Annotated in this window: 13 protein-coding genes; 10 read left to right on the forward strand and 3 right to left on the reverse strand. The window is 72.8% G+C overall.

Annotation, left to right across the window (positions count from 1 at the left end; genetic code table 11):
- Nucleotides 1-66: 66 nt before the first annotated feature.
- Nucleotides 67-645, reverse strand: coding sequence for an XRE family transcriptional regulator (locus tag Q5425_RS04530; protein WP_308670805.1), 579 nt, complete (start codon nucleotides 643-645; stop codon nucleotides 67-69).
- Nucleotides 646-711: 66 nt separating this feature from the next.
- On the opposite strand from Q5425_RS04530, the gene Q5425_RS04535 reads away from it, so the two are divergent.
- From Q5425_RS04535 to Q5425_RS04555, 5 genes are all read left to right on the forward strand, one after another.
- A complete protein-coding gene (locus Q5425_RS04535; RefSeq protein WP_308670806.1) occupies nucleotides 712-1,332 on the forward strand; it encodes a class I SAM-dependent methyltransferase in 621 nt (206 codons plus the stop codon).
- Nucleotides 1,333-1,343: 11 nt separating this feature from the next.
- Nucleotides 1,344-1,826 (forward strand): DinB family protein, encoded by a 483-nt coding sequence (locus Q5425_RS04540; protein WP_308670807.1) that lies wholly within the window; start codon nucleotides 1,344-1,346, stop codon nucleotides 1,824-1,826.
- Between the two features lie 407 nt (nucleotides 1,827-2,233).
- Nucleotides 2,234-2,731 (forward strand): hypothetical protein, encoded by a 498-nt coding sequence (locus tag Q5425_RS04545; protein WP_308670808.1) that lies wholly within the window; start codon nucleotides 2,234-2,236, stop codon nucleotides 2,729-2,731.
- Between the two features lie 596 nt (nucleotides 2,732-3,327).
- On the forward strand, nucleotides 3,328-4,080 hold the full coding sequence (locus tag Q5425_RS04550; protein ID WP_308670809.1) for a choice-of-anchor P family protein: 753 nt from the start codon (nucleotides 3,328-3,330) through the stop codon (nucleotides 4,078-4,080).
- Between the two features lie 4 nt (nucleotides 4,081-4,084).
- Complete coding sequence (locus tag Q5425_RS04555) at nucleotides 4,085-4,636, forward strand: class F sortase (protein WP_308670810.1); 552 nt, start codon at nucleotides 4,085-4,087, stop codon at nucleotides 4,634-4,636.
- A 21-nt stretch (nucleotides 4,637-4,657) separates the two neighbouring features.
- On the opposite strand, the gene Q5425_RS04560 is transcribed toward Q5425_RS04555, so the two are convergent.
- Nucleotides 4,658-5,071: an STAS domain-containing protein gene (locus tag Q5425_RS04560; protein WP_308670811.1), complete on the reverse strand. Its 414-nt coding sequence runs from the start codon at nucleotides 5,069-5,071 to the stop codon at nucleotides 4,658-4,660.
- A 190-nt stretch (nucleotides 5,072-5,261) separates the two neighbouring features.
- Here Q5425_RS04560 and Q5425_RS04565 point away from each other — a divergent pair, with 190 nt between their 5' ends.
- The 5 genes from Q5425_RS04565 to nrfD all read left to right on the forward strand — a co-directional run bounded on the left by Q5425_RS04565 (nucleotide 5,262) and on the right by nrfD (nucleotide 12,574).
- Complete coding sequence (locus tag Q5425_RS04565) at nucleotides 5,262-6,770, forward strand: MFS transporter (protein WP_308670812.1); 1,509 nt, start codon at nucleotides 5,262-5,264, stop codon at nucleotides 6,768-6,770.
- Between the two features lie 76 nt (nucleotides 6,771-6,846).
- Nucleotides 6,847-7,140: a hypothetical protein gene (locus tag Q5425_RS04570; protein WP_308670813.1), complete on the forward strand. Its 294-nt coding sequence runs from the start codon at nucleotides 6,847-6,849 to the stop codon at nucleotides 7,138-7,140.
- A 99-nt stretch (nucleotides 7,141-7,239) separates the two neighbouring features.
- Entirely contained in the window at nucleotides 7,240-10,518 is a 3,279-nt protein-coding gene (gene fdh / locus Q5425_RS04575) for a formate dehydrogenase (protein ID WP_308670814.1), read from the forward strand.
- Nucleotides 10,515-11,546 (forward strand): 4Fe-4S dicluster domain-containing protein, encoded by a 1,032-nt coding sequence (locus tag Q5425_RS04580; protein ID WP_308670815.1) that lies wholly within the window; start codon nucleotides 10,515-10,517, stop codon nucleotides 11,544-11,546. The genes fdh and Q5425_RS04580 overlap by 4 nt, the downstream gene beginning before the upstream one ends.
- Nucleotides 11,543-12,574, forward strand: a complete 1,032-nt coding sequence (nrfD, locus tag Q5425_RS04585) for an NrfD/PsrC family molybdoenzyme membrane anchor subunit (RefSeq protein ID WP_308670816.1) — start codon at nucleotides 11,543-11,545, stop codon at nucleotides 12,572-12,574. Before Q5425_RS04580 ends, nrfD begins: the two co-directional genes overlap by 4 nt.
- Nucleotides 12,575-12,732: 158 nt before the next feature.
- Here the strand turns inward: nrfD and Q5425_RS04590 are convergent, their stop codons facing one another.
- Nucleotides 12,733-13,149, reverse strand: coding sequence for an STAS domain-containing protein (locus tag Q5425_RS04590; RefSeq protein ID WP_308670817.1), 417 nt, complete (start codon nucleotides 13,147-13,149; stop codon nucleotides 12,733-12,735).
- Nucleotides 13,150-13,173 lie beyond the last annotated feature (24 nt).

The raw sequence follows: 13,173 nt of genomic DNA on the forward strand, positions 1-13,173 counted from the left end.
CCGGTCTTGGTCGCCGCAGCGCGGGCGTGGCCTTGCGGCCGTCGCCGAGCAGCTTCCCGGCGATCTTCAGTGCGCGCGGGCGCGCAGGTGCGCGCGTTCCCCGTGGCGGCCGAACAGGATGAGGAGCTCGACGGCGTTCCCGTCGGCACTGCCGAGCCAGTGCGGGATCGTGGTGTCGAACTCCGCCGCCTCGCCCGGCGGCAGCACCAGGTCGTGCTCGCCGAGGACCAGCCGCAGGTTTCCGTGCAGCACGTAAAGCCATTCGTGGCCTTCGTGGGTCTGGTGGTCCGGGACCGGCGGGCGGTCGCTGCTGGGGATGATCATCTTGTAGGCCTGCATGCCGCCGGGCCGCCGGGACAGGGGCACGAACGTCATGCCGTGGCGGTGGATCGGCGTGAGGTGGATGCGGGGGTCGCCGGTGCGGGGCGCACCGACGAGGTCGTCGAGCGGGACGCCGTAGGCGCGGGCCAGCGGCAGCAGCAGTTCCAGGCTGGCCCGCCGCAGCCCGCTTTCCAGCCGCGACAGGGTGCTCTCCGACACGCCGGTGGCGGCGGCGAGGTCGGCCAGGGTCATCCCGCGGTGCCGGCGCAGCGCCCGCAGCCGGGGGCCGACCGCGTGCAGCACGGCGTCGAAGTCGTCGCTCACCCGGCCATCTTGCCGGAACCGCAAGAAAGCGTGCCGGAACCGCCGGGGCCGGGTCAGGGTGGGCCCATGACGACCTCCCCCACCGAAGCGTCCCGGTTCTGGGACGACCACCACACGTCCCGCCGGCCGGCCGCCGAACCGCCCGCCAACGTCCGGCTCGTCGAGGTCGTGTCCGCCCTCGAGCCCGGCCGGGCGCTCGACCTCGGCTGCGGCGACGGCGGGGACGCGCTGTGGCTGGCCCGGCGCGGCTGGCGCGTCACCGCGGCCGACATCTCCGCCGTCGCGCTCGCCCGCCTGGCCGGCCGCGCCCGCGACCTCGGGCTCGCGGACCGGATCACCGGCGAGCGGCACGACCTGGCCGCGACGTTTCCGGCGGGCCCGTTCGACCTTGTTTCGGCGCACTACCTGCACACGAACTTCCCGCTGCCCCGCGACCACGTGCTGCGGCGGGCCGCGGAGGCGCTCGCCCCCGGTGGCCGGCTGCTGGTCGTCGAGCACGGGTCCGTCGCGCCGTGGTCGTGGAACCAGGACCCGGACGCCCACCCCGCCGAGCCGCAGGTGCCGTCGCTCGACCCGGCGATGTGGACGGTCGAGCGCGCCGACGCCCTTTCCCGCCGGGCCACCGGCCCCGGCGGGCAGACCGCCGACGTCGTCGACCACCTGCTGCTGATCCACCGCACCCCCTGAAAGGATCGACCATGCCCCGACCCCGGCGGCGGGACACCCCGCCCCCGCGCACCGGCCCGGCCGAAAAGGACGTGCTGCGCGGCTTCCTCGACCACCTGCGCTCCGCCGTCGCCGCCAAGGCCCGGGACGTGCCGGAACCCCAGGTCCGCACGCCCGGCGTTCCGTCGGGCACGTCGCTGCTGGGCCTGGTCCGGCACCTGGCGCACGTCGAGCGGTTCACCTTCCTCGGCGAGGAGACCGCGGACTGGCCCGGCACGTTCCGCCCGCGCCCCGGCGAGACCGTCGACTCGGTCCTGGCCGACTACCGCGACGCGTGCGAGCGGGCCGACGCGGTCATCGACGCCTGCACCGACCTCACGCAGCCGGTGGCGCGGCCCGGCCGCGCCGCGCCGTCGATGCGCTGGGCGCTGGTCCACATGATCGAGGAGACCGGCCGCCACGCCGGTCACGCCGACATCCTCCGCGAGCTGATCGACGGCAGCACCGGCCGCTGACCGCGGCGTAGTGCCGGGGCTGCCCGATGTGGACGGTGCCGGTGGCGGCCGCGAGCTCGGTAGCCGCACCTCGGCTGGCATGTGGAGGGCGGCCATCCTCTTCGGGTCGCGGATCGCCGGCGCGGTGTTCCCCTGCGGGCACAGCTGCCCGATCCGCCGCTCGACCGGCCGCGGCCCCGGCGGGGTGGCGGCGGTACCGGTGCCACCCCCGGCCGCCGCCACCGCGGCCGCACCCTTCCGATCTTGCGCATTCTCGCCCCCCTGCCGGGCAATCGCTTACAAATCCACTGTGGAACGGCGGCCGGAAGGGGAATTCCAGCGCCCGGCCCGGAGCGGGGAAGAGTTCGGCCGGAACCGTCACGTCCGTTCGCTCTGCAGGTCACCCGGAAGAGTGCTATTTGATCGCTATGAGCGAATCACCGAACTACCCGCAGTCGACTTCCGCCTCGACGGGCCAGGCGCCCGCTCCGCCCCGTCCCGGCACGATCGAAGGCGCCTTTTGGGCGTTCATCGCCGCGCCGGTCATCGGGCTGATCGGCGCGCTGCTGATCTTCGGCAACCGGGACCAGATCGCCACCACCCTGCGCGACACGAACAGACAACGCGGCGGCAACCTCACCGACGCGCAGATCGACCAGACCGTGAACGTCACGATGATCACCGCCGTGGTGATCGCGGTGGTCATCGCCGGGCTGTACCTGCTGTTCGCCTTCAAGCTGCGCGCCGGCCGGAACTGGGCGCGCATCGTGCTGACGGTGCTCGCCGCCCTGCAGCTGATCTCGGTGCTGACGGGCCAGAGCACGATCGGCGGCTACGTGGCCGTGCTCGCGGCGGTCGTCGGCGTGGTGCTGTCGTTCACGGCTCCGTCGAACGCCTACTTCGCGGCGGTCAAAGCCCGGCCGTGACGCTCATCCGCGCGGCGGTCCGGTACGGGCCGCCGCGCGGATCGCCGCGGCCGATGCGTTCGCCGGCTGGGCGACGCAGCTCGCCGGGGCACGGTGCGGAGCCCACCGAAGCCGAACAGCCCGCCACTCCGGTCGTCGCGGCCGTCGAGGGCGCGGTGGCCCTGTGCCGCGCCCTCCCGCTCGACCGGGTCGCCGTCCCCCTCGAAAGCCTGCCGCGATCGACGGCTGAAAACCGCCTCCCCGCGGCGAAAAACGGCCGTGGTGGTCACATCACGGTCCGTGTTCTTCGGCACTCGTCCAGGTAATCACCCTTCCGTGTCGGATCAGGCCGTGTCCCCCCTCGAATGCCGCAGCGGGCGCTACTGCCCGTTGACAGTTCCCGGGAAACTCCCTTCCGGGGCGCCACTTCCAGGTAACCGCCGCAGTTCGAGATCACTTTTTGCGCACCGCCGTGGCCGGTGCCGGTTCCCGGGATCCTTGCCGGGCGCGGCGATTTTGGTAGCTTGGCCGGGCTTCCTCCCCGCGGACCGGTCGACGTCACCGGTCCGCGTCCCCGCTCGCGTTCCCGCATCCGTTGCCGCTGAAAGGAATTCTTCATGCGCACCACTCTGCTCCGAGCCGGGAGCCTGGCCGGGGCGACCGCCGCCGTTCTCGCCGCTTCCGGCGGCGTCGCGGTGGCGGACGACGCTGTCACGACGTCGGCCTACGGCGCTTCCGCCACTGTTTCCCTGCTCCCCGGCGCGCTGGCCGGCGGCACGGGAACGACCGTCGACACCGGGCGGCTCGCCGCGTCCCGCAGCGGGGGCCCGGCCTCGGCGAGCGCCGCCGACGTGCCGCTCGAAGGGCTCGTCACCGCGAAGGCGATCAGCAGTTCCGTGGTGACCGGCGCCGGTTCCGAGGCGGCCAAGGCGTCGGTCACCGAAGCGACGCTGCCCCTGCTCGCCCCCGCCGCCGGCCGCGTGCCGTCGCTCCGCCTGATCAGCGCCCGCTGCGCGGCGGCGGACGGCCACGTGACCGGCAGCAGCGACCTCGCCGGCGTCGCCCTCGGCCGGCTCGGCACCCTCCCCGCCGCCACCGCGCCGAACCAGCGGCTGGGCATCCCCGGCGTGGTGGAGGTGATCGTCAACGAGCAGCTCCAGCGCTACGACGGCAGCCTCGAAGTGACGGCACTGCACATCAAGCTCCTCGGCGGCGGCACCACCGGCGCGCTCGGCCGCGGCGACGTGAAGCTGGCCTCGGCGACCTGCGGCCCGTCGCGGGAACGCGCACCGGAGGCGCCGCGCCAGGTGACCATCGTCCCCGCCGGCGCACCGCAGACCGGCGACGGCAGTCTCGCCGCGGAGGCCTGAGCCGATGCCCCGCCGCGCGATCCTGATCCCCCTGCTCGCCCTGCTGCTCACCGCCTGCGGCGCGCCACCCCCGGCTCCGCAAGCGCCCGTCCCCGCCGCTCCGGCGCGGTCCCTGCCAGCCGGACTCGAGGTCCCGGCCATCGAGGCGAAGTCGTCGCTGGTGCCGCTCGGCCTCAATGCCGACCGCACGGTCGAGGTCCCGCCGGTCGACCGCCCGCTGCAGGCCGGCTGGTACGAATACGGCCCGACACCGGGCGAGCCGGGCCCGGCGGTGATCCTCGGCCACATCGACGGCGGCCACCGCAAGGGCATCTTCTGGCGCCTGCACGAGCTGGAGCCGGGCAACGAGGTCCACATCGACCGAGCCGACGGCCGGCGGCTGACGTTCGAAGTGACAAAGGTGGAGCAGATCGCGAAGAACGCATTCCCGACGGAGGCGGTGTACGGCGACACGGCCGACCCGCAGCTCCGCCTGATCACCTGCGGCGGCCGGTACGACGCGGCGAACCGGAACTACCTCGACAACGTCATCGCGTACGCGAAGCTCGAGCGGTGAGCAGTCCACTGTAGACGCCGGTCAGCTGTTCCACATCCGCGCGGTCAGCCGGAGGAACTCACGGTCGTCGCCGGCGCGGAGCGCGGCGGCGCGGTCGGGGTAGACGTCCAGCACCCGGTCCGCGCCGCTCAGCCGCAGCGCGCGGCTCACCACGACGTTGCCGCCGGTGACCGTTCTCAGCCGGGTGTGCTGGGCGGCGGCGTGGTCGGTCATCGCGCTCAGCACGCGGACCGTCGCCGCGGCGAGGAAGTGCAGCCCGGCCAGGTCCAGCACGATCACCCTCGGTTCCGGGCCGGCGGCCAGCGCGGTGGCCACGGCCTCCACGAGGACGGGGGCCGTTCCGGTGTCGAGCTCGCCGGCCAGCACCACGAGCACCGGCTCACCGTGCGAGCAGGAGACCCGCAACCGTTTCGGCGGGCAACCGGAGGAGGCCACGGAAAACACCCCTCCTCGAAAACGCCGGTACGAAAGGGAACGCGGCTCCTGCACGACCCGCCGTCGCGTCAGGCTAATGACGCTCCTTCGCCGATCACAAGCGGTGACCGCGCGAGTCGACCCGATCGTGTTTCGCTGAGAGAAGACGGGGGAAGTCACGCGGGGCGGTTCGGCTCTCAAGGAGGTTGTCATGGCGGCAACACCCGACTCGGCGGCGACCGGGGTGCGGACGCTCATCCCGGCGCGCATCGACCGGTTGCCCTGGTCCCCGTTCCACACCCGGATGGTGGTCGCCCTCGGGGTGGCCTGGATCCTCGACGGGCTGGAGATCACGGTGGCCAGCGCGGTCGCCGACACGCTCACCAAGCCCGAGACGCTGAACATGTCGTCGGCGGCCGTCGGGCTGCTGGCGACCATCTACCTCGCCGGCGAGGTCGTCGGGGCGCTGTTCTTCGGCAGCCTTTCGGACAAGCTGGGCCGCCGGAACCTGTTCATGCTCACCCTGGCCGTCTACCTCGTCGGCAGCGGACTGACCGCGCTGACCCTCGGCAACGGCGCCGGCTGGGTCGTCTTCCTCTACGCCACCAGGTTCGTCGCCGGCATGGGGATCGGCGGCGAATACGCCGCGATCAACTCCGCGATCGACGAGCTGATCCCGGCCCGCTACCGGGGCCGGGTGGACATCGCCGTCAACGGCACCTACTGGGCCGGGGCCGTGCTGGGGACGATCGGGACGTACATCCTGCTCAACCGGATGGACCTGTCCCTCGGCTGGCGGCTGGGCTTCCTCATCGGGCCGGTGCTCGGGCTGGTGATCCTGCTCGTGCGGCGGCACCTGCCGGAGAGCCCGCGGTGGCAGATCATGCACGGCAAGGCGGACGCCGCCGAAGAGTCGATCAGCCAGATCGAGCGGGAGGTCGAGCACGGCGGCCGCAGCCTGCCGCCGGTCGACGAAAAGAAGGCCATCCAGGTGACGCCGGCCGAGCGGATCGGGTACGTGGCCCTGGCCAGGGTGCTGTTCCGCGAGTACCCGTCGAGGGCCGTCCTGGGTGCGTCGCTGATGATCAGCCAGTCGTTCCTGTACAACGCGATCTTCTTCACCTACACGCTGGTGCTCGGCAAGTTCTACGGCGTCTCGTCGGAGGCGACGCCGATCTACCTGATCGCGTTCGCGGTGGGCAACCTGGTCGGCCCGTTCACGCTCGGCCGCCTGTTCGACACCATCGGACGGCGCAAGATGATCTCGGGCACGTACGTGGTGTCCGGTGTCCTGCTCGCCGTCACGGCGGTGCTGTTCTACGCGGGCGCGCTCAACGCGGTCACCCAGACGATCGCGTGGTGCGTCATCTTCTTCTTCGCCTCCGCCGGGGCGAGCGCGGGCTACCTGACGGTGAGCGAGATCTTCCCGCTGGAGGTCCGGGCGAAGGCGATCGCGGTGTTCTTCGCGATCGCGCAGTGCTTCGGCGCACTGGGCCCGGTGATCTACGGCGCGCTGATCGGCACGGGCGAGCACCCGGTCCGGCTGTTCGTCGGCTACCTGCTCGGCGCGGCGGTGATGATCGCGGGCGGCCTGGTCGCCCGGTTCCTGGCGGTCGACGCGGAAGGCAAGTCCCTGGAGGACATCGCCGAGCCCTTGGCGGTCGCCGGCCGCCGGGGCCGAACCCGCGCCGAAGGCGCCTCCTCCCCCTTCTCGACATGACCACATTCCCACGTTCGGAGAACCAGCCTCCGGATCACTTTCATGACGAAAGTGGCGCTTGGAGCCGGGGTGGGGCGTGAACAGGCGGGGTGAACCGGCGGTGGCCGCCTCCAGCCGGTGGGTGGACGACGAGGGCGTGCGGGCGCCCGGCGGGTCCGTGCACGCCTGGCGGCCGGGGACCAACCAGACCCTCTGCGGGGTCCCGCTGCACAAGGCCGGACTGGAACGCTTCCCCCACGTGCTGTGGATCGACGCGCGGTGGCTCGCCGACACCACCGACGAGCGGATCGTGCTCTGCCACCGGTGCGCCGCCGCGGCCGGCGACCGGCCCGGCCGTCCCCGGTGGACCCGGGACCACCCACGACCCTGACAAAACGGACCCCCGGCGTCGGTGCGGTCGCCGGGACCGCCGGGCCGGTTTAGGCTCGGCAGACCCGGGTAGCCGGACCGGACGCGAGCGGGAGGTGACATGGGACCCCGGAAGTGGCTCGAGTCCTGGCCCGTCTACCGCCAGCTGACCGGCACCGACCCCCTCGGCCGCGGCAAGGCGGCGGAATCCCCCCGCTCCGAGGCCCTGGTCCCCCGCACCGCGAGCGCCGACCGGGTGGCGAAGTCGGTCTGCCCCTACTGCGCCGTCGGGTGCGCGCAGCAGGTCTTCGTCAAGGACGAGCGGGTCGTGCAGATCGAAGGCGACCCGCACAGCCCGATCTCCCGCGGCCGCCTCTGCCCCAAGGGGTCCGCGAGCAAGCAGCTGGTCACCGGGCCGCAGCGCGAGCAGAAGGTCCGCTACCGCGCGCCCTACGCCACCGAGTGGACCGATCTGGACCTCGCCACGGCGATGGACATGGTCGCCGACCGCGTGCTCGACGCCCGCCGCAAAGGCTGGCAGGACACCGACGACCACGGGAAGCCGCTGCGCCGCACGATGGGCATCGCCAGCCTCGGCGGCGCCACCCTGGACAACGAAGAGAACTACCTCATCAAGAAGCTCTTCACCGCCCTCGGCGCGATCCAGATCGAGAACCAGGCCCGGATTTGACACTCCGCCACGGTTCCCGGTCTGGGGACTTCCTTCGGTCGCGGTGGCGCGACGGACTATCAGCAGGACCTGCAGAACTCCGACTGCGTCGTCATCATGGGCTCGAACATGGCCGAGGCGCACCCGGTGGGGTTCCAGTGGGTGATGGAGGCGAAGGCCCGCGGGGCCGAGGTGTTCCACATCGACCCGCGCTTCACCCGCACGAGCGCGCTCGCCGACGCCCACGTCCCGCTGCGCGCCGGCACGGACATCGCGTTCCTGGGCGGGGTGATCCACCACATCCTGAGCAACGACCTGGACTTCCGCGAATACGTGGTCGCCTACACCAACGCCTCCTTCCTGGTGCACGAGGACTACCAGGACACCGAGGACCTCGACGGCCTGTTCAGCGGCTACGACGAGGCCAAGGCCGCCTACGACCCTTCGACGTGGCAGTACGAGGACATCCGGGCGCGGGACACCGCGCACGGCAAGGAGACCTCGGCGTCCGACCAGCACGGCTCGGGCGGCCCGGTGCTCGAAGGCGGCAGCGAGGAGATCACCGCCGACCCGACGCTGCAGCACCCCCGGTGCGTGTTCCAGATCCTCAAGCGCCACTTCGCCCGCTACACCCCGGAGATGGTCGAGGCCACCTGCGGGACGCCGAAGGAGCTCTTCCAGCGGGTCTGTGACGCGTGGACGCGCAACTCGGGCCGCGAACGCACGGCCGCGCTCGTCTACAGCGTCGGCTGGACGCAGCACAGCGTCGGTGCCCAGTACATCCGCGCCGGCTCGATCATCCAGCTGCTGCTCGGCAACATCGGCCGGCCCGGCGGCGGGGTGTTCGCGCTGCGCGGGCACGCCAGCATCCAGGGCTCGACCGACATCCCGACGCTGTTCAACCTGCTGCCCGGCTACCTGCCGATGCCCACGCCCGAGCACACCACGCTGGAGGAGTACCTCGGCAGCGTCCGCGGTGACAAGCAGAAGGGCTTCTGGCGCAACGCCGACGCCTACACCGTGTCGCTGCTGAAGGAGTACTGGGGCGAGAAAGCCACCCCGGACAACGGCTTCTGCTTCGACTACCTGCCGCGGATCAACGGCGACCACGGCACCTACCGCACCGTGATGGACATGGTCGACGGCAAGGTGTCCGGGTACTTCCTGCTCGGGCAGAACCCGGCCGTCGGGTCCGCGCACGGCCGGCTGCAGCGCCTCGGCATGGCCAACCTCGACTGGCTGGTGGTCCGGGACCTGACGATGATCGAAAGCGCCACCTTCTGGAAGGACTCGCCGGAGATCGAGACCGGCGAGATCGTGCCGGAGCAGTGCCGCACCGAGGTGTTCTTCTTCCCCGCCGCTTCGCACGTCGAGAAGGAGGGGACGTTCACCCAGACCCAGCGGATGCTGCAGTGGCGCGAAAAGGCCGTCGAGCCGGCCGGGGACCAGCGGTCGGAGCTGTGGTTCTTCCACCACCTGGGACGGCTGCTGCGGGAGCGGCTGGCCGGGTCCGCCGACGAGCGCGACCGGCCGGTGCTCGACCTCGCGTGGGACCACGAAGTCCACGGTGACGAGCCGTCGGCCGAGGACTTGCTGCGGCGGATCAACGGCCAGGACCTCACCACGGGCCGGGAGCTCTCCGGCTACCTCGAGCTCAAGGCGGACGGCACCACCTCCTGCGGCTGCTGGATCTACAGCGGCGTCTACGCCGACGGCGTCAACCAGGCCGCGCGCCGCAAGTCGCGGTTCGAGCAGGACTTCTACGCCCACGAGTGGGGCTGGGTGTGGCCGCTGAACCGGCGGGTGCTCTACAACCGCGCGTCCGCCGACCCCCAGGGACGGCCGTGGAGCGAGCGCAAGGCCCTGATCTGGTGGGACGCCGATCGTGGCGAATGGACCGGCCACGACGTCCCCGACTTCGAGAAGACCAAGCCACCGGACCACGTCCCGCCGCCGGACGCCGTCGGACCGGCCGCCCTGCGCGGCGACGACCCGTTCATCATGCAGTCGGACGGCAAGGCGTGGCTCTTCGCGCCGTCGGGACTGGCCGACGGACCGCTCCCGACGCACTACGAACCGCACGAATCGCCGTTCCGGAACCCCTTCTACACACAGCAGGGCAACCCGGCGCGGAAGGTCTACGGCCGCCGGGACAACCCGTCGCACCCGTCGCCGCCCGAGGCCCGCGGCGAGGTGTTCCCGTTCGTGTTCACCGCCGCGCGGCTGACCGAGCACCACACCGCGGGCGGGATGAGCCGGACGCTGCCGTACCTGTCGGAGCTGCAGCCGGACCTGTTCGTCGAGGTCTCCCCCGAGCTCGCGAAGCTGCGCGGGCTTTCGCACCTGGGCTGGGCGCACGTCGTCACCGCGCGGGCCGCCGTCGAGGCGCGGGTGTTCGTGACCGACCGGATGGCGCCGCTGCGGGTGCAGGACACCGTCGTGCACCAGGTGTGGATGCCCTACCACTGGGGCAGCTCCGGGCTGGTGTCCCGCGACGTCGTCAACGACCTGTTCGGCGTGGTGCTGGACCCCAACGTGTTCATCCAGGAGAGCAAGGTCGCGACCTGCGACGTCCGGCCCGGGCGGCGGCCGCGCGGGGCCGGGCTGCTCGCGTTGCTCGAGGAGTACCGCACCCGGGCGGGGATCACGCCCGAAACGGGTACCCGGGTCGCCACCGGGCACGACACCGAGCACGTCGAACCCGGCCACACGACGGAGGACCGAGCATGACGACCGAAAACCGGCTGTCCGGGCCGCTGCCGGACGTGGCCGCCGAGGCCGGGCACACCGGGCACCCGCCGCGCGTCGGGTTCTTCACCGACACGTCGGTGTGCATCGGCTGCAAGGCCTGCGAAGTCGCCTGCAAGGAGTGGAACAACGTCCCCGAGGACGGGCTCGACCTGCTCGGGATGTCGTTCGACAACACCGGCGCGCTCGGGGCGAACTCGTGGCGGCACGTGGCCTTCATCGAGCAGGACCGGCCGCTGGGCGAGCAGTCACCCGGCCTGGCCGGGTTGCCGACCGGGCCGTCGGCGATCGACGCCACCACCGCGTCCGTCGCCGCGGGCCTGCACGGTTCGCCGCGCGGCGGCGGGGAGCTCGGCACCTCGCCGCTGGAGCGCCGCACCGAAGACCTCGGCATGCCCTCGTTCGACCTGCCGGGCGCGAAGACCGGCAGCGACGGCCGCACGGACTTCCGGTGGCTGATGGCGTCGGACGTCTGCAAGCACTGCACCCACGCCGGCTGCCTCGACGTCTGCCCGACCGGCGCGCTGTTCCGCACCGAGTTCGGCTCGGTCGTGGTGCAGCAGGACATCTGCAACGGTTGCGGCTACTGCGTTTCCGGCTGCCCGTACGGCGTCATCGACCGCCGCCCGGGCGACGGGCGGGCGCAGAAGTGCACCCTCTGCTACGACCGGCTCCACGACGGCCTCGAACCGGCGTGCGCGAAGGCGTGCCCGACCGACTCGATCCAGTTCGGGGAACTCGACGAATTGCGCGAGCGGGCGGCGCGGCGCGTCGAGGACCTGCACGAGCGCGGCGTGCCCGAGGCCCGGCTCTACGGCCACGACCCGGACGACGGCGTCGGCGGCAACGGCGCGTTCTTCCTGCTGCTCGACGAACCCGAGGTCTACGGGCTGCCGCCGGATCCGGTGGTGCCGACCCGCGAGCTGCCCGCGATGTGGAAGTACGCCGGGATGGCGGCGTCGGCGCTGCTCGCCGCCGCGGTCGCCGCGTTCGGAGGACGCCGCCGATGAGCGAAGACCCCCTGCTGCGCGAACCGCGCAGCGACGCACAGGCCGCCGATCGCCACGCGCGGACGTTCGGCCGCAAGCGCCGCTCCCGCTCCCGCGCCCGGGAAGAGCTGATGGTGCCGCCGGCGGAGTTCCGGTCGTACTACGGGCGGCCGGTGCTCAAGCCGCCGGTGTGGGAGTGGAAGGTGCCGGCGTACCTGTTCACCGGCGGGCTCGCGGCGGGGACGTCGCTGCTGGCCGCCGGGGCCGACCTGACCGGGCGGCCCGCGCTGCGCCGGGTGGGCCGCACCGGTTCGCTGGCGGCGCTGCTCGCCAGCGTGTACCTGCTGGTCGCCGACCTGGGGCGGCCGGCCCGCTTCCACCACATGCTGCGCGTCGCAAAACCGACTTCGCCGATGAGCGTGGGCACGTGGATCCTGAGTGCGTTCGGGCCGGGGGTGGCCGTCGCCGCGGCCGCCGAGGTGCTGCCGGCCGGGCTGCGCCGGTCCTGGCCCGGGCGGCTCCTGCGCGCGGCGGCCCGGCCCGCGGGGCTGTCGTCGGCGGTCTTCGCCCCGGCCGTTGCGTCGTACACGGCCGTGCTGCTGTCGCAGACCGCGGTCCCGGCCTGGCACGAGGCCCACCCGCAGCTGCCGTTCGTGTTCACCGGCTCGGCGGCCGCGAGCTCCGGCGGCTTCGCCATGGTGCTGGTGCCGGTGGCGGAGGCCGGCCCGGCGCGGGCGCTGGCCGCCTTCGGCGCGGCGACGGAGCTGGTGGCGTCGAAGGTGCTGGAGAAGCGTCTCGGCCTCACGGCGGAGGCGTACACGACGGGCAAGGCGCACCGGCTGCGCAAGTGGTCGGAACGGCTGACGGCGGCCGGTCTGCTCGGGGCGCTCGCCGGGCACCGCAGCCGCGCGGTGTCCGTGGCGGCCGGGACGGCGCTGTTCGCCGGAAGCGCGTTGCAGCGCTTCGGGGTGTTCGAGGCGGGGGTGGAGTCCACAAAGGACCCCAAGTACGTCGTCGTGCCCCAGCGCCGGCGCGCGGCACGGCCGTGACCGCGCGCTCACGGTCGCGGGGCTCCCGGCGCAGGTGAACGCCCGGCCGGCCCCGGCGGCGCGCTGGGCGAACAGCGGCACAGCGGCCCACCGCTCAGCGGCAGCGGCCGACCCCACCCGCCCCGCGGCCGCGACCGGTCACCTCGGCCACCCAGGCCTCAGCGCCGGCTCTCCCGCAGCCGGGGCAGCACGGTCAGCCACGCCAGCGCCGCCTCCACCCCGCGGTGGATCGGCAGCACCTGCTCCAGCCCCAGCACCCGGACCGGCCGCAGCACCGCGCGCCCGTCCGCCGCGATCGCGAACGGCACTCCGCTCACGTGCGCTTCCGAAGCCGCCACCAGCAGCTCGGTGATTCCGCCCGCGCCGCAGAACGTCACCTCCGTCAGGTCGAGCACCAGCGCTCGCGGCGCGAGGTCGAGCTCATCGCCCAAGCGGGTCCGGAGCCGGCCCAGTACCGGCAGGTCGATCTCGCCGCGGACCGCGACCACCGTCGCCTCCGCCGTGGCGGTCACCCGGAGGGTCATCGCGGACGGGACGTCGGCTCGGAACCGCGGAGCGGCGATCTGGTCGAGCACACAGGCCTCCTCGGAGCGAGGGAC

Origin of the sequence: Amycolatopsis sp. A133, assembly GCF_031082405.1 — a bacterium.
In the GTDB taxonomy this organism is placed as follows: Bacteria; Actinomycetota; Actinomycetes; order Mycobacteriales; family Pseudonocardiaceae; genus Amycolatopsis.

Coding starts and splice junctions, on each gene's coding strand:
- Q5425_RS04540 (WP_308670807.1), top strand. CDS start 1,344: ATGCCCCGACCCCGGCGGCGGGACACCCCGCCCCCGCGCACCGGCCCG.
- Q5425_RS04555 (WP_308670810.1), top strand. CDS start 4,085: ATGCCCCGCCGCGCGATCCTGATCCCCCTGCTCGCCCTGCTGCTCACC.
- Q5425_RS04580 (WP_308670815.1), top strand. CDS start 10,515: ATGACGACCGAAAACCGGCTGTCCGGGCCGCTGCCGGACGTGGCCGCC.
- Q5425_RS04565 (WP_308670812.1), top strand. CDS start 5,262: ATGGCGGCAACACCCGACTCGGCGGCGACCGGGGTGCGGACGCTCATC.
- nrfD (WP_308670816.1), top strand. CDS start 11,543: ATGAGCGAAGACCCCCTGCTGCGCGAACCGCGCAGCGACGCACAGGCC.
- Q5425_RS04545 (WP_308670808.1), top strand. CDS start 2,234: ATGAGCGAATCACCGAACTACCCGCAGTCGACTTCCGCCTCGACGGGC.
- Q5425_RS04550 (WP_308670809.1), top strand. CDS start 3,328: ATGCGCACCACTCTGCTCCGAGCCGGGAGCCTGGCCGGGGCGACCGCC.
- Q5425_RS04535 (WP_308670806.1), top strand. CDS start 712: ATGACGACCTCCCCCACCGAAGCGTCCCGGTTCTGGGACGACCACCAC.